A 26,818-nucleotide genomic window follows, 5' to 3' on the forward strand; every position below is an offset into this window, starting at 1 on the left:
TTCTTCCCTCGAAATGAGCGGGGTTCCCTCGATTGCACCTCGGATCCATTCGGGCTCCTCTCGGCAGAGCGTTTTGGGGCATCTCGGGGTTCCAGCTCCAGAAAGCGTCAGGGACCATCGCATATGGCTCTCTCGTGGGGTCTACGGGTGCAGCGAGAACGTTACCCCCAGATCCTTACATCGGGCACTGCAGTCCGTCACCGGCAGCTCAGCCGACCCTGACCTTGCGCATGTCTGGACTGGAAGACGGCCCTCTTCCCCGGCTTGATACCCACGCACGCGACCCTGCATGTCCACTGCCATCGCGGGCCAGCAGACAGACTGCGACTCAGGTCAGCGAAGAGGAGCAGTCTTCTCCCGTCTCCTCCCTTGCTGGTCTTCACAGAAGAGCATCGGCCTCAGGTGACGGCCTGAGGAGCGTCCAGTGACTTCCTCTCTGCCGGTCACTTCGCCCCCCTCTTTTCGAATGCGGAAAGCGGATTACACCCTGATCTGCCCTTGCGGTGCCGAGACAGTTCTTGGCCGACACAGTGGATTCCATGACCGGCGAAGAACGGAGGCCCTCATATGCCCCGCCCACCGTGCGTCCGCGCACCAACGGTGAGCGCCGAGCGATCTGCCCTCACGAGCCGAGATGTGACAGTCTTCTCTGAACCCGCCTTAGCTGACAGAAAGTCACCCGATGTCTTGGAACCCCGCGCTGGACCCTCACTGCCCCACTGGCGATGATGTGGATGCCATCGAGACAGTCATCGTCCCCCGCGCCCGCGACATCGGCGGATTCGAGGTCCGACGTGCTCTCCCGGCTCCGAAGCGCCAAATGGTTGGAAGTTTCATCTTTTTTGATCAAATGGGACCTGCGGAATTGCTTCCGTCGCGCGGCTTGGACGTGCGCCCGCACCCGCATGTCGGGCTGGCCACGATCAGCTATCTCTATCGCGGCAAGATGCATCACCGCGACAGCCTTGGCACCGACGCATGGATCGAGCCGGGGGCCGTCAACTGGATGGTCGCTGGTCGCGGGATCACCCACTCAGAGCGCACTGACGATGAAACCCAGGTGGACCCGATGCCTTTCTTCGGCATCCAGACCTGGGTGGCCCTGCCGAAGGACCACGAGGACCGCGCTCCGATGTTCCAGCACGCAGCGGCCGACACCCTGCCCTTGCTCAAGGGCGAAGGTAAAGAAGTGCGCCTGATCCTCGGCACCGCCTATGGCGAACGCGCCCCAGTGGAGACTGCGACCGAGATGTTCTACGCCGACGCCGTTCTTCAAGCGGGCTCGAAGCTGCCGCTGCCTGACGATCACGAAGACCGGGGCGTCTATGTGGTCGAGGGTTCGGTTGAGATCGCGGGCGACGTGTTCGAGGCTGGGAGGATGATGGTGTTCCGCCCGGGGGACCGTGTATCCATGACGGCCGGCCCATCAGGCGCTCGTGTAATGCTGCTCGGAGGTGAGACCCTGGAAGGCCCGAGATACATCTGGTGGAACTTCGTGGCCTCCTCGAAGGAACGGATCGAGGAAGCCAAGGAGGCTTGGCGAGCCGAAGCGTGGGACAGCAACCCGAGGTTCCATCTGCCGCCGGGGGATGATCAGGAGTTCATCCCGTTGCCGGCGCGATAAGCGGCCGCGACTTCTGGCCGAGAGGTCCTATCAGCTGATTGCGCGATGACCGGACCCAGGGAAGTCTCCGATCATCGCTGATATCCAGGTTAGACGAAGAGCGCGTCCGAGGGCGACAGGTCGGCCCGCGTGACGCCCAGCAGCGTGAGCGCATCGCCGTTACCCAGGTCCAGCGTAACGCCCTCCTCGTCCTGAAGGATATCCGCGGCACGGATCAGATCCCGGGCGCGGTCGATGCCGTCGAAGTCGAACTCCACACGGTCGAGACCAGGCGCGAAATCCTCGATGACGTCCGCGCCATATCCGCGGGCGAACACGAAGACGTCCGCACCTTCGTCGCCACGCACTACATCCGCGCCACCTCCGGCGTCGATCCGGTCGTCGCCCGCGCGTCCGCGAATGGTCTCGTCCCTGCTGCCCCCCAGGAGCAGGTCGTCGCCGTCGGTCGGCGGGGTGCGCACGAAGACAGGCGCGGAAAGGACGCGCTCAGCGTTGTCGAAGCCGTCGCGGAAGCGAATCTCCACCGCGACATCGGCACCCAGATCCTCTTCGGTCAGCTGATATGTGGGCTGGAAGGCGCCGGGGATCGGCTCGTCGTCACGGAGCCACGCGTAGATGAAATCGTCCGGATCGAAACCGTCCAAGTCGACGATCTCCGGTTCCGCCGTCAGCGTCGCGCCCACGACCGGATCCCCGGACAGGCCGATCTCCCCCTCGGCCGGGGTCTGGAGGTTCTCGACCAGTCGCGGCGGCCCGCCTGCGCCCCCGAGCCGCACCGAAAGAGTGACCTCCGCTCCGTCCGCGTTGGCGATCGTTGCCCGCGCGACGACCGCGGCGCCCACCTCGTCCGGCGTCAGAGTGTATCGCAGGCCGTTCGCGCCCTCGATCGTCTCGGCTTGTCCGTCGAAGACGCGGAACCACTGGATGTCCGTCTCCGTCAGCCGCCCGCTGCTGTCCAGGTCCCCGGCGAGCCGCAGCACGGCGCCTTCCACGGCGTCGCCCTGCATCCGGGCGTTTGTTATCTCCAGGAATGGCCGCGTCTCGCGTTCATATTCGCCAATCGCCAGCTCGGACAGCGCGACCTCGCGCGAGAGGACGTCGAGCTGTCCGTCGACATCGCGCTCGTTCCAGGCGAAGAAAAGCGTTTCGTCGGAGGCCTGCGCGATCTGCGGAAGCCGCTGGATCGCGGGCCCGCCGGCGACGAGGTAGTTGTCGCCAACGGGTTGGTTATCGGCATCGAAGACCTGCGCGAAAACATCCGAGTTCTCGGACCATGTCACGGCCCATCCGCCATCCGCCAGCGCGATGGCGGCAAATCCGTCAACCGCGTCGGAGTTCAGCCGATCCTCACTGATCCAGATCGGATCGGGGGCAATCACGTCGGCCTTGAAGGCACGCGGCGACGCGGTGACCTCGAAGGCGTGGAAGGGCGTGAATTCCGGGGGCGGCGTCTCGCCCTCGGCGTAAGGGAAATTCACGAAGACGAGAAACTGATCGCCTCCAAGAGAGAGGAAGGAATCGAGTGTCAGGCTCAGATCGGCCTTCGACCGCTCGACGAACGGAAGACCGTAATCCTCAGGAATGTCCAAGTAGTTGTTCGTCGTGATCGGTGACTGTTCCGCGAACGCGAAGGAGCGGGAGTTGTAATTGAGGCGGAACCCTTCGGCCACATCGAAGCCGGGGCGCGGGTTCAACGGATTCTGGGGGACGTCGATCTGGGTCGGCTCCAGGAACTCCAGATCCTCGAAGAGCACGCTGGTGTAGCGGGGGAAGTCAAAGTCCGGGTCCCGCTCCGGCGTGACCCGGGCGGCGAAGCCCCCGTCAGACTCGGCGGCTACAACGAGAAGTTCGAGAGGACCGGGCGAATCCTCAGGCTGCTCGATCACCGTGAAGACGGGGGTGAGGGCCAGCCCGTCGGCCCGCACCTGCTGCGCGAGCACCACGCCGGTGGGTCCGTCCGGCCCGGTCTGCTGGGCGATCCAGGACAAGAGCAACGTGTCGTCGCTCAGCACCGTCACCTCGGGCTGGCGCGCCCCGAACCAATCGCCTTCGGGGCGGAACTCTTCGCCCAGGGTGCCGTCGGTCTCGCGGACGCGCAGCACGATGTCGAATGCGCCGTCTGGACCGCGGGACTGATAGGCGATGGCGATACGTCCATCCGCGAGCGTTGCGACGTCGGGATTGCCATCGAGATCAGGATTTGGGGCGTTAATGATGGTGGGAAATGACATCGCAGGTCCTTCAAAATAGGCGTTCAAGCCCTCAGAATAGGCGTCCAAGGATGTCAGTGATAAGTTCATTCCGCACGAGGCGAAACCCCGCCACCCCTATATATCTGAAAATGCCAACTTTTCCTCAGGGCGCTTTGAAGGCGCGCCTGGAATATTGAGCTGATCTTTTTGCCGGCAGCGCAGATTTCGCGCCACACTGAATTCAAGGCGTTTTGAGACCGCTCGGTATGCCCCTGCGACTTTATCCCCGGTCACCACGCTCCCCTCCGAATGCGGTCAACTCAGTCCCAGCCTGCACCTGTGGGGCCTATGTGAGGTTCCATGTGAAGACCCCGGTCTCGATCTTCTCCGACAGGGCAGGCCCATCGTCCCGCGCGACCACGCCTGAGGTGCCCCGAGGGCGCGCTGGGCTTGGATGGTCTCGGCCCCCCTCTCACGCAGCCTCGCTGCGGGTGCTGCGGGTGGTTATCTCCGTGCGTCCATCGCTGATCCCATTCCTTGAGGCCGGAGACCGTCAGGGGATGCTTCCCATCGGGGAAGCACATGTCCTCGATATGGTGGGCGGTGCGCTGGAAGGAGTCGCGGTTTGCGATCTGGTGCTGGCCTGCGGCAAAACCGTTGATCGTCATGGCGACGTCGCTGCCTCACGCCATGGTCTTAGTCATTATCATGATGGTGCTGGGGGTTCTTCTGTTCGTCTGGTCGGATTGGTGGCTGCCCACGTGCCCCTCATGGTCGATCTGCGGTTGCCCTCGGGGTCAGCCGCCGACCTCGTCGCCGGTGGTCTGGTCGATGAAGAGCGACAACTCCCCGACGCCGGGATGGCCATCGCCCGCGCCGAAGCCGCCCCGATTGGGCGGCGCGTCGCCCGCGATGCCTCCTACACCGCCGGGATTGGGACCGGCGACCCGCGAATGCTGGTAGGACGACTGCGACACGAGCTTTCCGTCGATATAGAGGGCCAGCCCGGTATTGGAGTCCAGCGACCCCTCGATCGTGTAATCCCCGTCCGTCACCTGCCAAACCGCCTCGCCGCGATTCGCCGCTTCGCCGACGCCCGAGGAACTGCCGGACTGGAGGTAGAGCACACCGTCATGCTGGTAGAGGATCGTGGAATGCACGCTTCCGCCCGCTTCCCAGAGAATGCCGTTGTCGCCGGCGCTCAACTGCGCGTCCATCTTGAAGGAGAAGCGCTGGACATCCTCCAGATCGCGAAAGGTAGAGCCGACCGCCAACACGGCATCGGCCTGGAAGCGGTCCGTGACGGAGCGCAGGAAGGACGTGCGGATCACGCTGTCGCCATCCATCGCGGCGACCGTGTCACCCGTCACGTCCTCGACGCCTATGCTCACCGTCGACAGGACGGCGATGCCCAGGCCGACCAGCGCGGCGGTCAGGACGACCCAATCGACCGTGACCGCGCCGGATTCGTCTTTGAAGAACTGGTCAGACATCCCGTCCTCGCCTTCCTGTCGGCACACGCCGCTCCGTGAGAGGTAGAAGAACAATTCGACGAATTCGCGGCGAAATCTCGATACGCGGCAGCGCTTGCATTGGCGCCGGGTTGCGGCGAAACCGCGCTGACGGATCGGAGGGGATATGACACGCATCGCATTGGTGACGGGCGCGGCCCGCGGCATCGGCCTTGCCACGACGAAGCTCTTTCTGGAGGAGGGCTGCCACGTCGTCATGGTCGACAATGATGTGGAGGAGCTCGAACGCGCCGCCGCGCCGCTCCAGAACGTCACCCCGATGCCCTACGACGTCTCGGACCCGGAGGCGGTCGCCACACTCGCCGCCGAGGTGGAGGGGCCGATCAGCGTGCTGGTCAACAATGCCGGTCTCGCGGATTTCGGCCCGATGGCGGAGACCAGCTTCGAGCGGTGGCGGGCGGTGATGGCGACCAATCTCGACGGCCCGTTCCTGGTCACGCAGGCCTTCCTGCCGCAATTGCGCGCCACCAAGGGGGCGGTGGTCAACATCGCCTCGATCAGCGCGCTGCGCGCGTCGACGCTGCGGGTGGCTTACGGCACGTCCAAGGCAGGCGTGGCCCATCTGACCGAGCAGCAGGCGGTCGAGTTGGGCGAGTATGGCGTGCGGGTCAACTGCGTCTGTCCAGGCCCGGTGCGCACCAAGCTGGCCATGGCGGTCCATACCCAGGACATTATCGACGCCTATCACGACGCGATTCCCCTGAATCGCTACGGTCAGGAGCGCGAGATCGCCGAGGCGATCGTCTGGCTGTGTTCCGACAAGGCAAGCTATATCACCGGCCAGCGGCTGGCGGTCGATGGCGGTTTCGAAGCGACGGGAATCGGCCTGCCCGCCCTGCGGAGCTGACCCGCCCGATCCGGCTGCATGAGAGGGTCCAATCGCTCGGCGGCGCCACGATTGGGCTGAAACGCGCCTCAGAAATGGTCCGCGTGCAACTGTTCCCGACCGAATTCGGCCACAGGCACGAACTATCTAGGCGGCGACGTTCGTCCGCTTCGGGTTGCGCGCAATCAGGAGCGGTTAACGAGTGTTTACGATTTCCCGCCTCCATGGCGGCTCTGTCAGACGGATGCTTATCATGCCCTCCCGCTCCGCGCTCAGCACACTCGCTGTCGCTCTCGCCTCGACCGCTATGGCCCTACCAGCCGTCGCGGCCGTGATCGCGCCATCGAATATCACGGTCTCGGTGCCGGCCGGGTCCAACGATCCGACCGGCCCAGTCTATACGGACGATGTCCTCCTGGAGACATTGACCTTCGAACGGCCCGGCGGCGGAATCGTGGTCTACGATGCCAGCGGCGGCTCCTTCGCCGCCGCGCAGTCCTTCGAAGTCACCGGATCTCGCACCAAGATCAACGCCGAATGGGGCGATGACGACGATGGGGCGGATGGCAACGACACCCCCTTCGCCAAGGCCGGATACCCCCTTGGCGGCGCCATCACCCAAGAGACGACCGACCCGACCATCCAGGACGCGGCCCTGCTGCAAGCCTATAACAGTCTCAGCCTGAGCGAGATGACGGACGGCGAAAGCGGCAATGGCACGATGGAGTTCGTGACGACCTTCACGAAGTCGCTGGCCTATGACGATGTGGGGGGCGACGGCCTCCCGGACATCACTTTCTTCGAGCGCGGCGGCAATGACATCTTCTCGATCGAACTGATCATCGGCGGGTCGGCCGCCAACCCGATCTATTCGCAGGCCCTGACGATGAACTCGGCGAATTTCTGGGGCACCGGGATCAGCGTCGACACGCTCGAAATCTCCAGCCCGCAGCAGATGTTCGTGGGCGGGTTCGATTTCTCGGACTGGGGCTTGTCCTCGGGTGACATTGTCGGCGGCTTCCGCCTGAATACGACCGGCGGCCCGGATCTCGGTGGCTTCTTCCTCGCCGCGGAGGATCCCAACACGTTCGGTGCGCCCTTCCCGGTCCCGCTGCCGGCGGGAGGCCTGTTGCTGATCGGAGGCCTCGCCGGTCTGGGCGCGCTCCGATCCCGGCGCAAAAGCTAAGCGGGCCTTGGGGCGATGCGGAGATCGCCCCCGAGCCTCCCCGGCGGCGCCAACGCGACTGACGCCGACGCAGCGATCAGGGCGCGATTTCCCTCTTCCAGGGGCACGCATGTGCTGGCCGCCAACGCGCGAGGCCGGGGCGTGCCCCTCTGAACGAATGTGCGGGCGCTTGGTGCATCTCAGCCGGTTGGCGCGGCATCGCCGCGCCGCGGTTCTCCCCGCCGGCCTCTGCGGAACCCGTTTAAGCCTCTTCGATTTGCCGGCCTGCAATCGATGTTCTTGTGCCCGGCCCGACTCCGCATAACCTATTGAAAATAATAAAACCCAATCAGGTCTTTCAACGCTGGGGAGAATTTCGGCGGCTCATGAGTGTTCGGCCGAAATCATGGGCAGGGAATCACTCAAACACCGAGTCAACGGTTGACCAATAGAGTTAGATGGGTATGGCTCCTGCGTTAATCCGAAGCAAAACAGAGGCCACCTGGCCATCCAAAACGATGTAATAAAAAGAAAAAACGTCGCGAAAGGCCCAGGTGGACAGAAATTGACGGTCATCACCGGGAGGGTTCGATGAACAAGCTCACACCTGTCGATCAAAGCGACGCAGGACCTTTCAGGAAGGCAATCCGCGAGAATTACGGGTCCGACGAGGCCGACGTTATCCGCGCATTGATCGAGCATTGCAGGTTCTCCGATGTCGAGCGGGAGCAGATTGCCGCGGCGGGCGCGCGCTATGTCGACCGCGTCCGCAAGGACACCTCGCCCTCGATGATGGAAGCCTTCCTCGCGGAATACGGCCTGTCCACCGAAGAAGGTGTCGGGCTGATGTGTCTCGCCGAAGCGCTTCTGCGCGTGCCGGACGCGGAGACCATCGACGACCTGATCCAGGACAAGATCGAGCCCTCGAACTGGGGCGCCCATCTTGGCCATTCCTCCTCATCGCTGGTCAATGCCTCGACCTGGGCGCTGATGCTCACCGGCAAGGTGCTGGATGACGATCCGAAAGGCCCGGGCCGCGCCTTGCGGGGGCTCGTGCGGCGCATGGGCGAGCCCGTGGTCCGCACGGCCGTCGCCCAGTCGATGCGCATCCTCGGTCGGCAATTCGTGCTCGGCCAGACCATCCAGGAAGGGATGAAGAACGCCCGCGAGCTGGAGAAGAAGGGCTACACCTATTCCTACGACATGCTGGGCGAAGCGGCCCGCACCGACGAGGACGCCAAGCGCTACCAGAAGGCCTATGCCGATGCGATCGCCGCCATCGCCAAGCAGGCCAAGGGCGATGTGCGCTCCAGCCCCGGCATCTCGGTCAAGCTGTCGGCGCTGCATCCGCGCTATGAATACACCCACAAGGACACCGTGATGTCCGAGCTGGTGCCGCGAGCCAAGGAACTCGTGCGCCAGGCGGCAAAGGCCAATATCGGCTTCAACATCGATGCCGAGGAACAGGACCGTCTGGATCTGTCGCTCGACATCATCGAGGCGCTCCTCTCCGATCCCGAACTCGAAGGCTGGGAAGGCTTCGGCGTCGTGGTGCAGGCCTATGGGCGCCGCGCCGCTCCGGTCATCGAATATCTCTACGATCTGGCCGAGCGGCTCGACCGCAAGATCATGGTCCGGCTCGTCAAGGGCGCCTATTGGGACACGGAGATCAAGCTCGCGCAGGAAATGGGCGTGGAGCGCTTCCCCGTCTTCACCCGCAAGGCCAATACCGATGTGAGCTACATGGCCTGCGCGCGGATGCTGATGGATCGCCGCGACCGGATCTATCCGCAATTCGCCACGCATAACGCCCATACCTGCGCCGCCGTCGTCGCCATGGCGGGCAATGACAAGGACAGTTTCGAGTTCCAGCGCCTGCACGGCATGGGCGAGTCGCTGCATGGCATCGTCAAGCAGTCCGAAGACACGCGCTGCCGGATCTACGCGCCCGTCGGCGCGCATCGCGATCTGCTGGCCTATCTCGTCCGCCGCCTGCTTGAGAACGGGGCCAATTCCAGCTTCGTCAACCAGATCGTGGATACGAGCATTCCATCCGACAGGATTTCGCGGGATCCGGTGAGCGAGGTGAAGGCGCTCGACCAGATCGCCAACCCGACGATCCGCCTGCCCCGCGAGCTGTTCCCCGATCGCCCCAATTCCAAAGGCTTCCGCATCAACGAGCCCGCGTCGATCCTGCCGCTGATCGCCGCGCGGCAGGAATGGGCGGAGGCGACCTGGAACGCGGCGCCGATGCTTGTCGGCAACCCCGCGCCCAAAGGCAAGGCGCGCGACGCGGTCTCGCCCGCGGATCTGAGCACGGTCGTGGGTCAGGTCCACGAGGCCACCGCGGAGGAGGTCGGGGCCGCGCTCGATGCGGCCGGTCCCGGTTTCGAGGAATGGTCGGCGCGGCCCGTGGCGGAGCGGGCGGAGATCCTGCGCAAGGTCGCGGATCTCTACGAAGCCAATATCGCCGAGCTTTGCGCGATCACCACCCGCGAGGCCGGAAAAACGCTGCTCGACGGCATCGCCGAAGTCCGGGAAGCCGTCGATTTCCTGCGCTACTACGCCAACGAGGCCGAGCGCCTGGAAGAGGAGCAACCGGGCGAGGCGCGCGGCGTCTTCGTCTGCATCAGCCCGTGGAACTTCCCGCTCGCCATCTTCACCGGCCAGATCGCGGCGGCGCTGGTGGCGGGGAACGCGGTGCTGGCCAAGCCTGCCGAACAGACGCCGATCATCGCCGCCCGCGCGGTCGCCCTGATGCGCGAGGCGGGCCTGCCCGAGGGCGCGTTGCAGCTTCTGCCCGGCGACGGGCCGACCGTGGGTGGGCCGCTCACCTCCGATCCGCGCATCGCCGGTGTGTGCTTCACCGGCTCGACCGAGGTGGCGCAGATCATCCACAAGGCGCTGGCCAGGAACGCCGGGCCCGATGCGGTGCTCATCGCCGAGACGGGCGGGCTGAACGCGATGATCGTCGACTCGACCGCGCTGACCGAGCAGGCGGTCCGCGACATCCTGATCTCGTCCTTCCAGTCCGCCGGGCAGCGCTGCTCGGCGCTGCGCATGCTTTACGTCCAGGAAGACGCGCGCGAGCGGCTTCTCCACATGCTCTATGGCGCAATGGACGCGCTGACCATCGGCGACCCCTGGAACGTCAATACCGATGTCTCGCCGGTGATCGACGAGGAGGCGCGCACGGGCATCTCCGACTACACCGCCGCGCAGGAAAAGGCCGGGCGCGTCCTCAAGACGCTGCCCGCGCCCGAGACCGGCTGCTATGTGCGGCCCGCGGTCGTCCAGGTTCGCGGCATCGGCGATCTGGAACGAGAGATCTTCGGCCCGGTCCTGCATGTGGCCAGCTTCAAGGCGACGCAGATCGACAAGGTGGTCGATGACATCAACGCCAAGGGCTATGGCCTGACATTCGGCCTGCACACGCGGATCGACGACCGGGTCCAGCAGATCGTCGAGCGGATCGAGGTGGGAAACACCTATGTGAACCGCAACCAGATCGGCGCGATCGTGGGGTCTCAGCCCTTCGGGGGCGAGGGGCTCTCCGGCACCGGACCCAAGGCGGGCGGGCCGCTCTACCTCACGCGGTTCCGGCGCACGGGCAAGCCCGGCACCTTCGACGCGCCCAAGGGCGATGCGGTGGGAGGGGCCGAGATCGCAAAGGCCATCGCCAAGGTCGATGCGCGGAACTGGGCGGCGCGGGGCGACGACCGTGTCGCCGTGCTTCGCAAGGCGCTTTCGGGCTCCAAGGGCGCAATCCGCCGCGCACTGCAAGAGACGGCGGCCTTCGACATGACGCCGCAGACGCTGCCGGGCCCCACCGGCGAGAGCAACCGCCTGAGCATGTATCCCAAGGGCACGGTCCTGTGCCTGGGACCGACGACCGAAGTCACACTGGCTCAGGCCGTCCAAGCCCTTGGGGCCGGCTGTGGCGTCGTGGTCGTCGCCCCCGATGCCAAGGCGGCGGTGCAGCCTCTGGCCCAAGCGGGCGCCCCGATTGTCGGGCTGGACGGTGCGGTCTCGCCGGAGACGCTGAAATCCCTCGACGGGATCGCCGCCGTCGCGGCGGCCGGCGCCTCGGATTGGACGCGCGATCTGCGATTGGCTCTGGCCGAGCGCGACGGGCCGATCGTGCCGCTGGAGACGCAGGTCATCTGCCCCGAACGCTACGTCGTCGAGCGCCACCTGTGCATCGACACGACCGCCGCAGGGGGCAATGCGAGCCTCTTGGCGGCTTCGGAATAGCGGGGCGGGCCCGCACGAGGCGGGCCCATCCGAAACCGCATTCCCGAAAAAAACGGAACCCGAAAAACAGGGAGACTTCCCATGTCATCTCAGACGAAAGAACCTCGGGCGCCATCGTTGGGTCTGGCACTTGTCCCAGTGGTGCTGACCCTTGCGGTGCTGGCTATCCAGCTCTTCTACTTCGACGATTTCACGCCGCATATCCCGCTTTCGATCGGCTTGGCGATCACGGCTCTCGTCGGGATTTATCTCGGCCATAACTGGCCCAATATCCAGGATGGCGTCTTTCATGTCATCAACGTATCGCTGCCCTCGGTCTCAGTTCTGATCACGGTGGGCATGATCATCGGGGTGTGGATCGCCTCGGGTACGGTCCCGACGCTGATCTATTACGGCCTCGTGATCCTCTCGCCGCAGATCTTCCTCGCGGCCGCGATGATCCTGTGCTCGATCGTTTCGCTATCCCTTGGCACGTCCTGGGGGACGGTCGGCACCGTGGGTCTTGCGCTGATGGGGATCGGCGCGGGCTTCGACATTCCGATGTACTGGACCGCCGGCGCCGTCGTCTCGGGGGCGTTCTTCGGCGACAAGATCTCGCCCCTGTCGGACACCACCAATCTCGCTCCGGCGGTGACGGGGACCAACCTGTTCGATCACATCAAGAACATGATGCCGACCACGATCCCGGCGATGCTGATCGCGCTGGGCATCTACACCTGGGTCGGCTTTTCCATGATCGACGCCGAGGCCACCTCGTTCGAGCGCATCGAAAGCATCACCACCGCGCTTCAGGCGAATTTCTGGATCTCGCCCTGGCTGCTGCTTCCGGCGCTGCTGGTGATCGGGCTTGCCGTGACCAAGCAGCCGCCCATCCCGTCGCTCTTTGCGGGCGTGCTCTTGGGCGGGCTGATGGCCATCGTCTTCCAGGGCGCGGGGCTGCATGACGTCTTCACCTTCGCCAATAGCGGCTATTCGATCTCTACCGGCGTGTCCGAGATCGACAGCCTGCTCAATCGCGGCGGCATCCAGTCGATGATGTGGACCATTTCGCTGGTGCTCATCGCGCTTGGCTTCGGCGGCGCGCTGGAGCGCACCGGCTGCCTGGAGACGATCATCAACGCGATCATGACCAAGGTGACCAGCTTCGCGGGCATCCAATCCTCGGCCATCGGCACTTCGGTCGCGACCAACCTCGTCGCGGGTGATCCCTATCTGTCCATCGCACTGCCGGGCCGGATGTATGCGCCGGTCTATCGCGGCATGGGCTATTCGACGCTGAACCTGAGCCGCGCCATCGAAGAGGGCGGGACGCTGATGTCTCCGCTGATCCCATGGAATGCGGGCGGCGCGTTCGTCATCAGTGCGCTGGCCCTCGGCGTGGCGGACGGCAATGTCGAGAACCTGCTCTATATCCCGCTGTCCTTCGCGTGCTGGCTGGCCCCGGTCATCGGCATCCTCTACGCCGTGACGGGCCTGTTCTCTCCCAAGGCCACGCCCGAGGAAGTGCAGGGCTGGAGGGACAGCGGCGAGGCGATCAAAGATCTGCGGGCGCATGGCTTCGAAGGCGCGCCCGCCAGCGCTCGCGCCCAACCCGCCGAGTGAGTTTTCCCAAAGTTGGTCGCGCTCCGGCGCGGCCAACGCAGCCAAGACAGGCGGCGCGCCCAGGTCGCGCATATCCATGCCAAGCCGGTCCTGCACTGCCCGAGACGGGAGACGCCGCCGCCGAGCTTGAGAACACCCCCGGCAGCTCCAAGCGATAAACGAAACGTCGTCAGGTGCTTATGGTGGGTGGTGAGGGGCTCGAACCCCCGACATCCTCGGTGTAAACGAGACGCTCTACCAACTGAGCTAACCACCCCCGACCGCGCCGATAGCGCAGGGCGGGGAATGCTGCAAGCCTAGCCCAGACGCCGCTCCCCCTGCCCGTCCAGGACGAAGACGACGCCCTGCGGGTCGTCCAGCGTATCCCAGGCCTCGGGCGGCAGGCCGCGCGCCATGGCGCGCAGGCCGATCACGAGGACGCCATGGGTGATCAGGATCGCGGGGCGCGGGCGGGCCAGGACCCGGGACAGCCGGGCGATCAGGGCGTCCTGGCTCTCGGCGCCGGGGCAGGCGAATTTCCACAGCACGCCGGGCCGCGCTTCGGGCGGGCGCGGCAGACCCTCGCCCGCGCCCATCGCGATCTCGGAGAGGTCGGGATCGACCGTGGCCCGCAGACCTGCCAGCGCGGCCGAGCGGCGGGCTCGGCCGAGCGGGCTGACGAAGGCGGGGACGGCCACGCCCGCGCGGCGCAACAGCGCCCCTTGCCGCGCGGCCTGCACCCGGCCCAGCGCCGTCAGCGGACTGTCCCGCTGCCCCTGCATGCGGCCGGAACGGTTCCAGACGGTCTCGCCATGGCGGAGGATGTAGAGGGGCGCGGTCATACGTCCCCCCTGCCCGTGCCGCCGCGCGAGGCCAAGCTCAGAAGATCAGAATGTCGTCGATTCCGAGCTCCCGCACGCTGGCGCGGGTGAAGGTGGCAATCACTTCCAGGCCGCCATCGCCCCGAGGCCCATCGACATCCACCGACAGCTCCAGGGTCCGGGTGTTGAAATCGGCAAGCCCATCCCGCAGCAGACTGCGCACGCCGGACGGCTCCAGCTCCCGCGGGAGGATGCGGCCGTTGCCGAGCCCGAAGAACTGATCGTCCAGCGCTAACTGGTCGCCCGGCCCGAAATCGGTGATCAGCGCGTTCCCCGGCACCCCCGCCTGAAGGAAGGCGAAGACATCCGCCCCCTCGCCGCCGGTCAGCGTGTCGTTGCCGCCCAGACCCGCAATCGTGTCGTCACCGACACTGCCCACAAGGCGCGTGTCGGTGTTATCGCCGACGATGCGAATGTCGTTGGTGCCCTGGGCGAAGACCTCCTCGACCCCGGTCCGTCGGACATTGAAGTTAACGCTGGTCTGCACCTCGTCGAAGCCGCCGCTGTCGCGGATCGTGTCGCCCGTGCTGTCAACCGAAGAAGTGTCGTTGCCCAGGTCGCCCTCCATCAGATCCGATCCGGTGCCGCCGACGAGTTCGTCCGCGCCGGCCCCGCCGCGCAGCGTGTCGTCGCCATCGTTGCCGCGCAACAGGTCGCACCCGCTATCGCCGTTGATGAGGACGTCGCCGGTCAGGCCGTCCACGGTGTCGTTGCCGCCGCCCGCATTGATCACGTCGCTCGCGCCCGAGCCAAGCAGGCGGTCGTTCTCGTTGGAAGCCCCGAGCGACAGCTCGAACTCGGGATTGGTCGGAGGCGTCCCCGCCCCGTCATCGCCCACGATGCGCAATTCCGTTCGCGAGGTGGTGGCCCCGCCGGGCAGGACCGCGCCCGCGACCTGGCTGATCTCCAGGGCGAAGATCTCGTCGCCCTCGATGGCGGTGTCGCCGAAGATCCGCAGCCCGATCAGCCCCGCACCGGACCCCGCGGCGATCGTCAGCGCGCCCGAGGCCTCCTGATAGTCCTCGCCCGCGATGGCCGACTCGGTCGACACCGTGCGCCAAGTTCAGCGTCACGTCCGGGCGCGCGGGCTCCGACAGGAGGATCGGGACGGAGTAAGTCTGGCTGCCGCTATCGAACTCCCGCATGGAAACCGCGACGGGAGCTACGCGAACGAAGGTGTCGTCCGGCTCGGGCCGAAGCACGCCAGGCGCCGGATCGCCACGGCCCGCCTCGCCGCGCACGGCCCCGCTGTCATTGTCCAGGATCGTGCCGCGCGCCACCTGACCGATGGTGTTGCCAGCGAAATTCGCGTTCTGCGCATTGTAGACGAAGAGGTCGAAGCTCTCGTCATCCTCTCGCAGCGTGTCGCCGCGAATGGTGACCGAAATCACCCCGCTCTGCTCCCCGGCGGGAATGGTGAAAGCGCGGGCGATGGGATCGAAATCCTCGGAGCGGGAATCAGAGCCATCCAGCGTGGTATAGTTGAACGTCACCGGCGACGGCGCGGGCCGGTCCAGCGTAACGAGGAAGCGCATGGTGCCGAAACTGCCGCTCCCCTCGATCATGGTCGCGTCATGGATCTGGATCACGGGGACGATCGGCGCGGTGGAGACCGGTGCCTCGACGCCGGTTGCCGGCTCGGTCCGGCCCGCCACGCGCGAGACGGCGCCGCCATCGTCGCCAATGATGCCGATGGTCGCCTCAAGTGCCGGCGCGCCGCCCTCGAAGCGGCCGCCGGAAATGCCGGTCAACAGAACCTGGAAGGCCTCGTCTCCCTCGATGAGCTCGTCGCCGCGCAGGATAAATTCCGGCCGCGTGCTTTGCTGGCCCGCGTCGATCGTGACCGAGCGGGCCAGCGCGTCGTAATCGCCGTTGAAGGCGCTCGCGGTGATGTCCTGCGTGGCATAGTCGAGGGTGACCAGCGTGTCCGTCGGCCCGTCCAGCGTCACCAAAAGCGAGACGCGCTGAAAGCTGCTGTCGCCTTCGATTATGTCGGTTCCCTGAACGCGCAGCGTGGGCAGTTGATCGACCTGCTCGGGCCCGAAGATCGGCGTCCCCGCCGCCCCGATGCCAGAGCTCAAGTCGGCTCGCCCGCTGTCATTATCGACCGTCGTCACCTCGACCGAGAGCGCCTGCGCGCCGTCCACGATATTGAGGCTGCGCGGGTTGTTGAAAACGATCTCGAAGCTCTCGTCGGGTTCGGGGAGCAGATCTTCCCGGGTCAAGACCTGCAAGCTGGCGGAGCGCTGACCGGCAACGAAGTTGACCGTGCCCGACGCGCCGTCGAAATCCCCTTCGCTATTCGCCGCGCTGCCTTGCTGGGTAAACCAGTCGATGCTGGCCGAGGCGGTCGCCGGACGGTCCAGCGTGACCAGGACGTTCAGGCGCTTGAATGAGCTATCGCCCTCGATGTAGCTCGTGTCATAGGCGGTCACGGTCGGGAACGCCCCAGGCTCCGGCTCGGGCTCGAAGATCAGGCGCGCCTCGCCGGGATTGGCGCTGGGCTGATCCGGGATCCCGTCATCGTCGTCCAGGATCGTGCTGGTGGCCACGACAGCAGCCGCATCCTGGGGAAAATCCAGGCCGCGCGGGTCGTAAGCGACGATCTCAAAGGTCTCGTTGTCCTCCAGCAGGATGTCGCAGCGCAGGATCATCTCGATATCCTGCTCCGTCTCGCCGGCGGCGAAAACTGACGGTGCCCGAGGTGCCGTCAAAGTCCCCCGCCTTCGCCGAGTTCTCTTGGGTATACCACCGGAAGGAGGCGGGAACGTTGGGCGCCTCGTCGAGCGTTGCCCGGAAGGAAACCCGCGTGAAAGAATCGTTTCCTTCGATGAACTCGGCATTGGAAATGGGTGACGGTCGGCATGGCGAAATGCACGACGCAACATGAACCGCCCCAACCACCCTCACGTTGCGGGGCGCGCAGGGTCAACGCCTTTCTATGCGCGCCGGCTGAAGGCGGTGGCGTCAGATCGATCTGCCCGCGCAGATAGCGGCGCGACACGGAGCCAAAACCGCCGGCATGGCATGGGTGCTTGGCGGGCACGCCGTGTGGGGTCATGATGAGGAAGCGGGGAGGCGGACCATGCGGATCATCGGAGACATTCATGGGCGCCGGGACCTCTATGCCCGCGCGCTCGCCGGCGCGAAGGAGAGCGTTCAGATCGGGGATTTCGGGATGGGCTTCATCCCCGAGGAAGACCTGGCGACCTGGCCCGGTGGCCCCGGGCACAAATTCTTCCGTGGCAACCACGACGACCCCGCTCTGTGCCGCGCCCATCCCGCGCATCTGGAAAGCGGTCCCTACGGCAACCTGTTCGTCGTCGGCGGCGGATGGTCGATCGACCGAGAGTATCGCACCCCCGGCGTGACCTGGTGGCCGGACGAAGAACTGCCCCCTCGGAGCTGCGGGATCTGACGGACCGATATGCAAGCGCCGCCCCGGAGGTGATGCTGACGCATGAGGCGCCGATATCGGTCGCCGAGGCCTTCTTCGGCTCCATCGACAGCCCCAAGACGCGCAGGCCAAGCCGCACCAGTTTGGCTCTGGAGAAGATGCTGGCCCTGCATCGCCCTCGCAGCTGGGCTTTCGGTCATTGGCACGAGCGACGGGATTGGCCGGTCGACGGAACCCGGTTCATCGCGCTGGAAGAAGGCGGGTGGGTCGACCTGCCGGACCAGAAGATGCCGCCCTCGATGGCGCGCCCCCGCTAGCCGCCGCCCCATCGCCAGTTCGGTCTCTTCCAGTGAGCGCGCTTTCCTCGGGGTGCCGCTCCTGCCTTGAGCCTTTGCCTGGACGGGATCTGTCGCGGCCGAATGGAGGCGCCGCGCCGCATGTCTCACCCGGCGCGCCCCCGGCCAACCGGCTGGCACGGCGCATGCAAGACGGTGCATCGGCGATCCGCCATACGCCCCGGGGTTCACTGAACCGGGAAACGAATTTGCAGACGCCTGCCAAGAAATCGAGGGAAAATGGTGGGTGATGAGGGATTTGAACCCCCGACATCTTCGATGTGAACGAAGCGCTCTACCACTGAGCTAATCACCCGTCCGGCGCCCTTTAGACCGTCCGCGAGGGGGGTTCAAGGCCCCAGGAACAGGGCCGCCTCCGATCGGCGGCGGCCCCGGGTCTTGGCTGTCAGTGCGCCACGGCACCCCGGTCGTCACCGCGCCGCTGGCGCTCGGCCAGAGCGGCGGCCTCCTCGGCGGCCTCGTCCCATTCGATGGGCTCGGGCTTGGAGACCAGCGCGCGCTCCAGCACCTCGGAGACGTGCTTGACCGGCACGATCTCCAGGCCCTCCTTCACGTTGTCGGGCAGCTCGGCGAGGTCCTTCTCGTTCTCCTCGGGGATCAGAACGGTCGTGATCCCGCCACGTAGGGCGGCCAGCAGCTTTTCCTTCAGCCCGCCGATGGGCATCGCGTTGCCGCGCAGGGAGACTTCGCCCGTCATCGCGATGTCGCGCCGCACCGGAATGCCCGTCAGCGCCGAGACGATGGAGGTCACCATCGCCAGCCCCGCCGACGGCCCGTCCTTGGGCGTCGCCCCGTCAGGCACGTGGACGTGAATGTCCATCGTGTCGAACTTCGGCGGCTTTATCCCGATCTCAGGTGCGATGGAGCGCACAAAGCTCGAGGCCGCGTCGATCGACTCCTTCATCACGTCGCCCAGCTTGCCGGTGGTCTTCATCCGGCCTTTGCCGGGCAGCTTGATCGCCTCGATATGCAGCAGATCGCCGCCCACGGAGGTGTAGGCCAGCCCGGTGACGACACCGACCTGATCCTCCATTTCGGCCAGACCGTAGCGGTATTTCTGGACGCCGAGGAAGTCGCTGAGATTGTCCTCGGTCACCTCGACCCGCTCGGCCTTCTTGCCGACGATCTGCGTGACGGCCTTCCGGGCGATCTTGGCGATCTCCCGCTCCAGGTTCCGCACGCCCGCCTCGCGGGTATAGACCCGCACGATGGCCGTCAGCGCCTCGTCGGTCAGCGAGAACTCGGACTTGCGCAGCCCGTGATCCTTCACCTGCTTGGGCAGCAGGTGCCGCTTGGCGATTTCGACCTTCTCGTCCTCGGTGTAGCCGGCGAGCGGGATGATCTCCATCCGATCCATCAGCGGCCCGGGCATGTTGTAGGAGTTGGACGTGGTCAGGAACATCACGTTCGACAGGTCGTATTCCACTTCGAGATAGTGGTCGACGAAGGTGTTGTTCTGCTCCGGATCCAGCACCTCCAGCATCGCGCTGGCCGGGTCGCCGCGGAAGTCCTGCCCCATCTTGTCGATCTCGTCGAGCAGGATGAGCGGGTTGGTCGTCTTGGCCTTCTTGAGCGCCTGGATGATCTTACCGGGCATGGAGCCGATATAGGTCCGCCGGTGTCCCCGGATCTCGGACTCGTCGCGCACGCCGCCCAGCGAGATGCGGATGAACTCGCGTCCCGTGGCCTTGGCGACCGATTTACCCAGCGAGGTCTTGCCGACGCCCGGAGGGCCGACGAGGCACAGGATCGGCCCCTTCAGCTTGGCCGAACGCGCCTGGACGGCGAGATACTCGACGATCCGCTCCTTGACCTTCTCCAGGCCGTAATGATCCTTGTCGAGAACCTCCTGCGCCTTGACGATATCCTTCTTGACGCGCGACTTGGTGCCCCACGGGATCGACAGCATCCAGTCGAGATAGTTGCGCACGACGGTCGCTTCAGCGGACATCGGCGACATGTTCTTGAGCTTCTTGAGCTCGCCCTCGGCCTTTTCGCGCGCCTCCTTCGACAGCTTCGTCTCGGAGATGCGCTTCTCCAGTTCGGCCAGCTCGTTCGAGCCATCCTCACCGTCGCCCAGCTCCTTCTGGATCGCCTTCATCTGCTCGTTCAGATAGTATTCGCGCTGCGTGCGCTCCATCTGCGACTTGACGCGGCTCTTGATGCGCTTTTCGACCTGCAGGACGCTCATCTCGCCCTGCATCATGCCGAACACCTTCTCCAGCCGCTCGGAGACGACCAGCATCTCGAGCAGGGCCTGCTTCTCGCCGACCTCGACGCCCAGATGGCCCGAGACCAGATCGACCAGCTTGGCGGGGTCCTGCGCCTCGGCGACGGCGCCCATCGCCTCTTCGGGGATGTTTTTCTTGACCTTGGCGTAGCGCTGGAACTCTTCCGCGACGGAGCGGATCAGCGCCTCGATGGTCTCTTCGTCGCCGCGGGTCTCCTCCAGCGGCTCCGCATGGGCTTCGAAGAAGCGCTCGTTCTCGACGAATTCGGTGACCTTCACCCGGGCGCGGCCTTCGACCAGAACCTTGACGGTGCCATCGGGCAGCTTGAGCAGTTGCAGCACGTTAGCAAGCACGCCCACGCGGTAGATTCCGTCGGCATCCGGCTCGTCCACGGCGGGATCGATCTGGCTGGCCAACAGGATCTGCTTGTCGTCCTGCATCACCTCCTCGAGGGCGCGGACGGATTTGTCCCGGCCCACGAAGAGCGGGACGATCATGTGCGGGAACACCACAATGTCGCGCAACGGCAGGACGGGGTGGGTGGATGCGGTCATGTCGGTTCTTCCTTTCGCAAAGATCCAGGGCCCCGTCTGTGGCAGCCGTCCGGACCTTCCGGTTTTCGACCCCTAGGTGGGGTTGGCGGCTGCCCGCGTCAACGCGCAAGCGTCACCATACATCGGACCTCGTCAATCTGTCCCCTGCCGCGGGTCGGCGCAAGAGCGTCCCAAAGATGCCCAGGGCGGAAGGATTGACCCCGCAGATACCCAGTTCCGACCCAATCCCTGCCCCGATTTGCTGCCATTCCAGGGACGATCCTCCCTTGGGCCCCGCATGATGACGTTGCTCCTTCTCCAGTCCCGCCGTTTTGGCCTCACTTTTGCCATACTGCTGCTCGCCGCGCCGATCTGGGTGCTGGCGCTGTCCCTCGAAGGCATGCCGCTCTCCGATGCCGCCTGGACGGCTTTTTCGGCGATCGGCGGGCTGTATCTGGCGCTTGCGGGGCTGATCGTGCTCGCTTTGCGCGTCCCGGGGCTGCGCGGCTGGCGGGTCGCGGCGGAGACGACGGCGCTCGCCACCGTGATCCTGGGCCTGCTCGCAGTACTCCTACCGGGGCCGACGCTCGGCTATGCGCTCTGCATCCCGTCGGGCGCGGCGGCGATCTGGATCGCGCTCTATGGCCCGCTCTCGCGGCTGATCCCGCGCCGCGTCACGCTGCGGGAAAACGCGCGCGTTCACATCCCATTGCCGCATCAGATGGTCTGGCGCATGGCTCTGCCGACCCGCCCGGCGGAACATTGGGATCCGCTGCTGCGCAGCAGCGTGCAGGACAGCGAGGATGTCGACACCTTCCATCTCGAATATGCATGCGGCGGCGGCGAGACCGACGCGGTCACCGTCACCATGCTCGAAATCGAACCGAACCGAGGCTATCGCTACCTGTTCCAGGGCGAGACCTCGGGAGTCGGACGCGCCTTCGTGCAGGGCTACCACCGGATCGTGCTGACCCCCGACGGGGACGAGGCGACCTGGGTCGAGCTGTCCCGCCAGACCGAGGAGTGCCTGCTGGCCCAGGCGTTCCTCTCCTGGCTCGATCGCATGCCGGAAGACTACGCCCGCTTCCTGCGCGCGAGCACTCTGGGCGAGTCGATGGACGGGACGCTCACCGGCCTGCACCGCCTTGCCGTGCTGCGCGAGGAGCTCGGCCGCAAGCGCAAACTTAAGCGTCCCAAGCTGACCGCCCAGCGCGGCTCGGCCATTCTGCGCGCCGCGGCTGCGGAGGCCGGCGCGCTTCTATCACGCACGCCGTCGCTCATCTCCTGGTAGCGCCCCCGCGGGAGGGCGGGCGGGGCGATCCGCGCCAGCGGGAGCGTCGCGCGTCCTCGCGCGCAGGCAGAGCCACGCGTCCTCGCGCGCAGGCACGGAGTTGCCCCGCTTCACAGCGGCGCGATATCCCCCTCGGCCCGCAGCCGGTGGAACTCGGCCTCCCAGGCGGCAAAGCGCCCCGCGGGGATGGCGGCCCGCATCCCGGCCATGATCTCCTGGTAGTAATGCAGGTTGTGCCATGTCAGCAGCATTCCCGCGATCATCTCCTTGGCGCGGCTGACATGGTGCAGATACGCGCGGGAATAGCCTCGACAACAGGGGCAGGTGCAATGCTCGTCCAGAGGCCGCGGGTCATCCGCGTGGCGGGCGTTGCGAATGTTGACCTGTCCCCGTCGGGTCCAGGCCTGTCCCGTCCGGCCCGAGCGCGTCGGCAGCACGCAATCCATCATGTCGATCCCGCGGGCCACCGCGCCCACGATGTCGTCCGGCTTGCCCACGCCCATCAGATAGCGCGGCTTGTCGGCGGGCAGCTGCTCCGGCGCGTAGTCGAGGCAGCCGAACATCGCCGCCTGCCCCTCGCCCACGGCGAGGCCCCCCACCGCATAGCCGTCGAAGCCGATGGCGCGCAGCGCCTCCGCGCTCTCGGCCCGTAGGTCCTCCTCCAGCCCGCCTTGCTGGATGCCGAACAGCGCATGGCCCGGCCGGTCCCCGAACGCCTCACGGGAGCGCGCGGCCCACTCCATCGACAGCCGCATCGAGGACGCGATGCGCGCGCGGTCGGCGGGCAGGGCCGGGCATTCGTCGAAGGCCATCACGATGTCCGAGCCGAGCAGGCGCTGGATCTCCATCGACCGCTCCGGCGTCAGCCGATGCCTGGAGCCGTCGATATGCGACCGGAACGTCACCCCGTCCGGGTCGAGTTTCCGCAGCGCCCCCAGGCTCATCACCTGGAACCCGCCCGAATCGGTCAGGATCGGCCCGGGCCAGTTCATGAATTTGTGCAGCCCGCCCAGCCGGGCGATCCGCTCCGCACCCGGGCGCAGCATGAGGTGGTAAGTATTGCCCAGAAGCACATCCGCGCCCGTTTCGGCGACCGAGCCGGGCAGCATCCCCTTCACCGTCCCCGCGGTCCCCACGGGCATGAAGGCGGGCGTGCGGATCGTGCCCCGCGGCGTCTCGATGCGGCCCGTTCGGGCCGGCCCGTCCGTGGCGTCGAGCGAAAAAGCGAAACGGTCGGACATGGGGCGCGGCTCCGAAGATCGAGAGCGGCGGACCTACCACGCTTGCCGAGGGAAGGAGAAGGGGGCGCGTCACTCACTCCGCGCCCCCTATGGCAAGGGCTCCGGCCCTTGCACGCAAAAAGACTTGGTCTTCAACGGCGCCAAAATAATGCCCGTCCGTCCGCCCGTCTCCCCCTGAATCGGGGGTGCGGCGGCACGACGCGCCTCCCCTTTACCCCGACCCGCCCAATCCTTATGTTTTCCGTCAACTACCTCCGGGTCCGATACGAGACCCGCACCGAATTGACCGGAGACCATCCCATGAGCGCCGACGACTCGTCCCAAGGTCCGATGGAGGGCGCGCCCCTCATCGCTCCGTCGACCACCGATCACGCTTTGCACGAACCCATCGTCGAAGCCTGCCGCAGCGTTTTCGACCCGGAAATCCCGGTGAACATCTTCGACCTGGGCCTCGTCTATACGATCGACATCAGCCCCGAGAACGACGTGCGGGTCATCATGACCCTGACGGCCCCCGGTTGCCCCGTCGCGGGCGAGATGCCGGGCTGGGTCGCCGATGCGGTCTCGGCCGTGCCCGGGGTGCGCACGGTCGACGTGGACCTCACCTGGGAGCCGCCCTGGGGCATGGAGATGATGTCCGACGAGGCGCGGCTGGAACTGGGCTTCATGTAACCTCCGCAGGTGGCCCGCCCCTGACCGGCGGGTCGCTCGGACAGGTCCGGTCTCGTCCGCCGCGCCAAGTCGTCGGACCGGTCGGGCGAGGTCGAGGCGTCGGTGAGCGGACGCGCTCGGGGCCCAGGGGCCAACGGCGGCGACGGTCGGACTGCCGACGCGGTGACGGAACCTTCACCGGACCGTCAGCCAGGCGACATGGGGCGGCACGACAGACGCGGGCATCAACTCCTGAAAACCACCGGTGGTTCTTCGCCCCCTCGCCGCGCTGCACCGCCGCGCCCGCCCTGGGCGAGACCCATGCCACCGCCCAGGCGCTGATCTATGGCACGCGCCCCTCCTTCCTGATCTCCAAGATGGAAGACGGCGCGCTCAAGTCGACGCTGGAGGCCTGCCACGCGGAGACGTCGCAACGCTCCGCCTTCTCCATCGGACATCGCGGCGCGCCACTGATGTTCCCTGAGCACACGGTCGAATCGGACGTCGCCCCCGCGCAGATGAGGCGGGCATCCTGGAATGCGACGTGACCTTCACCGAAGATCACGAACTGGTCTGCCGCCACGCGCAGAACGACCTCCATACCACGACGAACATCCTGGTCTCGGATCTGGCCGATACCTGCGTGACGCCCTTCACCCCGGCTTCGGCCGATGCGGGCGCGACCGCCGAGTGCCGCACCTCCGAGCTGACGCTCGCAGAGTTCCTGACGCTCACGCCCAAGATGGACGCAGCCAATACCTCGGCCACCACGGCGGAAGCCTATCAGGGCGGCATCGCCGATTGGCGCACCGATCTCCAAACCGACGGCGCGATGCCGAAGACCGACGCCAAGTCGATCGCGCTGTTCGAGGCGCTGAACGTCGATCTCACGCCCGAGCTGAAATCCCCATCGGTCGAGATGCCCCATGAAGGCTTAAGCGAGGGAGACTACGCCCAGAAGCTGGTCGACGAGTACAAGGCGGCGGGTATCAACCCGTCTCGCGTCTGGCTCCAGTCCTTCAACTTGGAGGACGTGCTCTACTGGATCGAGGCGGAGCCGGACTTCGGCGCCCAGGCCGTCTATCTGATGGATGAATGCGACCTCGACGGCTACGCGCCGATGGACCCGCCGACCTGGATGCTGGTGGCCTTGGAGGATGGCGAGATCGTGCCCTCCGCCCTGGCCATGGACGCGAAGGAGGCCCGCCTGGAGATCATCACTTGGCCCCTGGAACGCTCCGGCCCGCTGGCCGGCGGCGGGGGCTGGTACGTCCAGTCGATTGAGGAAGTCACCGACAGTGACGGCGACTATTTCGACCTGCTGCACGTGCTGGCCCAGGAGGTGGGCGTCGCGGGGGTCTTCTCCGACTGGCCGGCGACAACGACTTTCTACGCCAATTGCATGGGCCTGTGACGGCTCCTCCGGGGAGCAGGGTGACGCCCCCGGACCCCCGTCTCCCCGGGCGGCGCGAAACTGGCTGAGGGGGCGCCTCTTCCCGCCCCTGGCCAACGCAGGCGCACGGCGCGCTTGGCTCCGGAGCGTCGGCTCAGCGGTGTCAGCCCCTCGCTCGGACAGCGGCGGGAGAGGTGAGGTCACGGGAGGACGCGAAGGGCCGAGGTTACTGCGCGCCCCCGCTGCCCAAGGGCGGACACAGGCTGCGGGCGGGGCGGCAGACGCTGAGACGGCAACGCCCTGTCAGATCCGGACCGATGGTGCGGCACCGTCCCGAGCAAGCATCGCGAGGGCCGTATCTTCCGAGGCCGGGACGTCTGACGCGACCGCACCGCCATCGCGCAGATAACCGGCCGCCTGAGAGCTCTCCGTCCGATCGCCAGCCGCGATGCGCGCGAGCCCCCTCCGCGACCGAACGCCTCGCTACCGTCAGCGACTGGGCATAGGGCCGGGGTCGAGGAGTTGCGCCGGGCCGAGACGGCGCGGCGTGCCCCGTTACAAGGGAAGGATCCGGGCCGGGCGGCGGCCCAGACCCGGGCGCCCGGCGACCCAGCGCGCGAGGGCCAGACGCATCCGCTCAAGGCGCCGTCGTTTGGCCCGGCGCAGCTGCGCGTCGAAAAGCGCGCGCTCCTCGGCATAGCCGGTCGGCGGCGGCGCGGGGCTGGGGGGATAGGGCGGCAGCACCAGGATCATGGCTGATCTCCTTTCGCAGCGGAGCTTGGCCGCCCATCGTGCGCGTTGCAGCCCGACAGGTCCGCAACTAGCCTTCCACGAATGAAACCCCCCGCCTGGAACGATCTCGCCCTCTTCGCCGCCGTGGCCCGTGCGGGCACGCTGGCGGGCGCGGCGCGCGAGACCGGCGCCTCCATCCCGACGCTCTCGCGCCGCATGACCGCGCTGGAGGAGGAGATCGGCCGTAGGCTGTTCCGGCACGGAGCCGACGGCTATGCGCTGACCGAGGACGGGCGGGAGCTGGCCCTGCGTTGCGAGGACATGGTCCGCGCCGCCGCCGCCATCGAAACCTGGCGCGCGGTCGGCCCGCGCCGGGTTCGCATCTCTTGCGGGACATGGACGGCACAGGCGCTGGCCGGCGGCCTGCGCGATTGGTGGAGTCCGGACGCCGCCTGGGTGCCCGAACTCGTCCGCGCCGAGCGCAGGCTCGACATCGCGCGCCGCGAGGCCGATATCGGCATCCGCAACCGCCGCCCCGAAGAGCCGTGGCTGGCGGGCCGGCGCACCCGCACCGTCACATATGCCGCCTACGGCACGGCGCCCGGCTGGATCGCGGTGGCGGTCGACACGCCCTCGGCACGCTGGCAGGCGCGCATGCACGGAGCGGAGACCGTGACCACCGCCTCCGACCCGCAGATCGCGCTGCGGCTGGCCGAGGCGGGGATGGGACGCGTCGTTCTTCCGACCTTCGTGGGCGACCGGCTGGACCTGCCCCGCTCGGGCCCTGTGATCGAGGCGCTGACCTCCGAGGAATGGCTCGTCGCCCACCAGGACGCCCGTCACGCCCCGGGCATCCGCGATGCGCTCGACGCGCTGGCCGCGCATCTGACACGCGGCGCGCGACCGCAGACCGAAGGGCGATAGCTCCCGCCAAAGGG

18 protein-coding genes, 2 tRNA genes and 1 pseudogene are annotated in these 26,818 nt (G+C 66.5%); 11 read left to right on the forward strand and 10 right to left on the reverse strand.

What is annotated here, in order from left to right; all coding sequences use genetic code 11:
• Positions 1–682 precede the first annotated feature (682 nt).
• Positions 683–1,624, forward strand: a complete 942-nt coding sequence (locus DTQ71_RS20890) for a pirin family protein (protein WP_109566241.1) — start codon at positions 683–685, stop codon at positions 1,622–1,624.
• 89 nt (positions 1,625–1,713) lie between these two features.
• On the opposite strand, the gene DTQ71_RS20895 is transcribed toward DTQ71_RS20890, so the two are convergent.
• Positions 1,714–3,855, reverse strand: coding sequence for a hypothetical protein (locus DTQ71_RS20895; protein ID WP_109566242.1), 2,142 nt, complete (start codon positions 3,853–3,855; stop codon positions 1,714–1,716).
• A gap of 758 nt (positions 3,856–4,613) precedes the next feature.
• Complete coding sequence (locus DTQ71_RS20900; protein WP_109566243.1) at positions 4,614–5,309, reverse strand: Flp family type IVb pilin; 696 nt, start codon at positions 5,307–5,309, stop codon at positions 4,614–4,616.
• Between the two features lie 145 nt (positions 5,310–5,454).
• Between DTQ71_RS20900 and DTQ71_RS20905 the strand changes: the two genes are divergently transcribed.
• The 4 genes from DTQ71_RS20905 (at position 5,455) to nhaC (ending at position 13,195) form a co-directional block, all read left to right on the forward strand.
• A complete protein-coding gene (locus DTQ71_RS20905) occupies positions 5,455–6,195 on the forward strand; it encodes an SDR family NAD(P)-dependent oxidoreductase (RefSeq protein ID WP_109566244.1) in 741 nt (246 codons plus the stop codon).
• A gap of 232 nt (positions 6,196–6,427) precedes the next feature.
• Positions 6,428–7,360 carry an exosortase-dependent surface protein XDP2 gene (locus DTQ71_RS20910; protein ID WP_170125521.1) on the forward strand — a complete coding sequence of 311 codons (933 nt, stop codon included), beginning with the start codon at positions 6,428–6,430 and terminating at the stop codon, positions 7,358–7,360.
• Between the two features lie 570 nt (positions 7,361–7,930).
• Entirely contained in the window at positions 7,931–11,593 is a 3,663-nt protein-coding gene (gene putA, locus DTQ71_RS20915; protein ID WP_109566246.1) for a bifunctional proline dehydrogenase/L-glutamate gamma-semialdehyde dehydrogenase PutA, read from the forward strand.
• Between the two features lie 81 nt (positions 11,594–11,674).
• Positions 11,675–13,195 (forward strand): Na+/H+ antiporter NhaC, encoded by a 1,521-nt coding sequence (gene nhaC / locus DTQ71_RS20920; RefSeq protein ID WP_109566247.1) that lies wholly within the window; start codon positions 11,675–11,677, stop codon positions 13,193–13,195.
• Positions 13,196–13,375: 180 nt separating this feature from the next.
• On the opposite strand, the gene DTQ71_RS20925 is transcribed toward nhaC, so the two are convergent.
• The 4 genes from DTQ71_RS20925 to DTQ71_RS20940 all read right to left on the reverse strand — a co-directional run bounded on the left by DTQ71_RS20925 (position 13,376) and on the right by DTQ71_RS20940 (position 16,709).
• Positions 13,376–13,451: transfer RNA gene (locus DTQ71_RS20925), tRNA-Val, on the reverse strand.
• A 40-nt stretch (positions 13,452–13,491) separates the two neighbouring features.
• Positions 13,492–14,016 (reverse strand): histidine phosphatase family protein, encoded by a 525-nt coding sequence (locus DTQ71_RS20930; protein ID WP_109566248.1) that lies wholly within the window; start codon positions 14,014–14,016, stop codon positions 13,492–13,494.
• Positions 14,017–14,053: 37 nt separating this feature from the next.
• Positions 14,054–14,893 carry a calcium-binding protein gene (locus DTQ71_RS23685; protein ID WP_281271265.1) on the reverse strand — a complete coding sequence of 280 codons (840 nt, stop codon included), beginning with the start codon at positions 14,891–14,893 and terminating at the stop codon, positions 14,054–14,056.
• Positions 14,883–16,709, reverse strand: a complete 1,827-nt coding sequence (locus DTQ71_RS20940) for a Calx-beta domain-containing protein (RefSeq protein ID WP_170125522.1) — start codon at positions 16,707–16,709, stop codon at positions 14,883–14,885. The genes DTQ71_RS23685 and DTQ71_RS20940 overlap by 11 nt, the downstream gene beginning before the upstream one ends.
• Positions 16,710–17,140: 431 nt before the next feature.
• Here DTQ71_RS20940 and DTQ71_RS20945 point away from each other — a divergent pair, with 431 nt between their 5' ends.
• Both DTQ71_RS20945 and DTQ71_RS20950 read left to right on the forward strand, forming a co-directional pair.
• Positions 17,141–17,473 (forward strand): hypothetical protein, encoded by a 333-nt coding sequence (locus DTQ71_RS20945; RefSeq protein WP_109566251.1) that lies wholly within the window; start codon positions 17,141–17,143, stop codon positions 17,471–17,473.
• A gap of 32 nt (positions 17,474–17,505) precedes the next feature.
• On the forward strand, positions 17,506–17,769 hold the full coding sequence (locus DTQ71_RS20950) for a hypothetical protein (RefSeq protein WP_109566252.1): 264 nt from the start codon (positions 17,506–17,508) through the stop codon (positions 17,767–17,769).
• Positions 17,770–18,028: 259 nt separating this feature from the next.
• On the opposite strand, the gene DTQ71_RS20955 is transcribed toward DTQ71_RS20950, so the two are convergent.
• Positions 18,029–18,103 (reverse strand) — tRNA-Val (locus tag DTQ71_RS20955).
• 90 nt (positions 18,104–18,193) lie between these two features.
• Positions 18,194–20,593 carry an endopeptidase La gene (lon, locus tag DTQ71_RS20960; protein WP_109566253.1) on the reverse strand — a complete coding sequence of 800 codons (2,400 nt, stop codon included), beginning with the start codon at positions 20,591–20,593 and terminating at the stop codon, positions 18,194–18,196.
• Positions 20,594–20,870: 277 nt separating this feature from the next.
• On the opposite strand from lon, the gene DTQ71_RS20965 reads away from it, so the two are divergent.
• Positions 20,871–21,863 (forward strand): hypothetical protein, encoded by a 993-nt coding sequence (locus DTQ71_RS20965; RefSeq protein ID WP_109566254.1) that lies wholly within the window; start codon positions 20,871–20,873, stop codon positions 21,861–21,863.
• A 110-nt stretch (positions 21,864–21,973) separates the two neighbouring features.
• Here DTQ71_RS20965 and tgt read toward each other — a convergent pair whose 3' ends face one another.
• The gene (tgt, locus tag DTQ71_RS20970; RefSeq protein WP_109566255.1) at positions 21,974–23,104 is read right to left on the reverse strand and encodes a tRNA guanosine(34) transglycosylase Tgt; all 1,131 of its coding nucleotides are present in this window, start codon (positions 23,102–23,104) and stop codon (positions 21,974–21,976) included.
• Between the two features lie 300 nt (positions 23,105–23,404).
• On the opposite strand from tgt, the gene DTQ71_RS20975 reads away from it, so the two are divergent.
• Positions 23,405–23,776, forward strand: coding sequence for an SUF system Fe-S cluster assembly protein (locus DTQ71_RS20975; protein ID WP_109566278.1), 372 nt, complete (start codon positions 23,405–23,407; stop codon positions 23,774–23,776).
• Positions 23,777–24,063: 287 nt separating this feature from the next.
• Positions 24,064–25,169, forward strand: a pseudogene (locus DTQ71_RS20980) (glycerophosphodiester phosphodiesterase family protein).
• Between the two features lie 534 nt (positions 25,170–25,703).
• Here DTQ71_RS20980 and DTQ71_RS20985 read toward each other — a convergent pair.
• Positions 25,704–25,901 (reverse strand): hypothetical protein, encoded by a 198-nt coding sequence (locus tag DTQ71_RS20985; protein ID WP_109566256.1) that lies wholly within the window; start codon positions 25,899–25,901, stop codon positions 25,704–25,706.
• An 81-nt stretch (positions 25,902–25,982) separates the two neighbouring features.
• On the opposite strand from DTQ71_RS20985, the gene DTQ71_RS20990 reads away from it, so the two are divergent.
• Positions 25,983–26,804, forward strand: coding sequence for a LysR family transcriptional regulator (locus DTQ71_RS20990; protein WP_109566257.1), 822 nt, complete (start codon positions 25,983–25,985; stop codon positions 26,802–26,804).
• The last annotated feature ends 14 nt before the right edge of the window (positions 26,805–26,818 follow it).

This window comes from Jannaschia seohaensis (genome assembly GCF_900116765.1).
GTDB classification, from domain to species: domain Bacteria; phylum Pseudomonadota; class Alphaproteobacteria; order Rhodobacterales; family Rhodobacteraceae; genus Jannaschia; species Jannaschia seohaensis.

Bases quoted from the DNA above. Each gene is read 5' to 3' on its own strand.
- DTQ71_RS20890 (WP_109566241.1), top strand. From the start codon at position 683: ATGTCTTGGAACCCCGCGCTGGACCCTCACTGCCCCACTGGCGATGAT.
- DTQ71_RS20895 (WP_109566242.1), bottom strand. From the start codon at position 3,855: ATGTCATTTCCCACCATCATTAACGCCCCAAATCCTGATCTCGATGGC.
- DTQ71_RS20900 (WP_109566243.1), bottom strand. From the start codon at position 5,309: ATGTCTGACCAGTTCTTCAAAGACGAATCCGGCGCGGTCACGGTCGAT.
- DTQ71_RS20905 (WP_109566244.1), top strand. From the start codon at position 5,455: ATGACACGCATCGCATTGGTGACGGGCGCGGCCCGCGGCATCGGCCTT.
- DTQ71_RS20910 (WP_170125521.1), top strand. From the start codon at position 6,428: ATGCCCTCCCGCTCCGCGCTCAGCACACTCGCTGTCGCTCTCGCCTCG.
- putA (WP_109566246.1), top strand. From the start codon at position 7,931: ATGAACAAGCTCACACCTGTCGATCAAAGCGACGCAGGACCTTTCAGG.
- nhaC (WP_109566247.1), top strand. From the start codon at position 11,675: ATGTCATCTCAGACGAAAGAACCTCGGGCGCCATCGTTGGGTCTGGCA.
- DTQ71_RS20930 (WP_109566248.1), bottom strand. From the start codon at position 14,016: ATGACCGCGCCCCTCTACATCCTCCGCCATGGCGAGACCGTCTGGAAC.
- DTQ71_RS20940 (WP_170125522.1), bottom strand. From the start codon at position 16,709: ATGATCCTGCGCTGCGACATCCTGCTGGAGGACAACGAGACCTTTGAG.
- DTQ71_RS20945 (WP_109566251.1), top strand. From the start codon at position 17,141: ATGCGGATCATCGGAGACATTCATGGGCGCCGGGACCTCTATGCCCGC.
- DTQ71_RS20950 (WP_109566252.1), top strand. From the start codon at position 17,506: ATGCTGACGCATGAGGCGCCGATATCGGTCGCCGAGGCCTTCTTCGGC.
- lon (WP_109566253.1), bottom strand. From the start codon at position 20,593: ATGACCGCATCCACCCACCCCGTCCTGCCGTTGCGCGACATTGTGGTG.
- DTQ71_RS20965 (WP_109566254.1), top strand. From the start codon at position 20,871: ATGATGACGTTGCTCCTTCTCCAGTCCCGCCGTTTTGGCCTCACTTTT.
- tgt (WP_109566255.1), bottom strand. From the start codon at position 23,104: ATGTCCGACCGTTTCGCTTTTTCGCTCGACGCCACGGACGGGCCGGCC.
- DTQ71_RS20975 (WP_109566278.1), top strand. From the start codon at position 23,405: ATGAGCGCCGACGACTCGTCCCAAGGTCCGATGGAGGGCGCGCCCCTC.
- DTQ71_RS20985 (WP_109566256.1), bottom strand. From the start codon at position 25,901: ATGATCCTGGTGCTGCCGCCCTATCCCCCCAGCCCCGCGCCGCCGCCG.
- DTQ71_RS20990 (WP_109566257.1), top strand. From the start codon at position 25,983: ATGAAACCCCCCGCCTGGAACGATCTCGCCCTCTTCGCCGCCGTGGCC.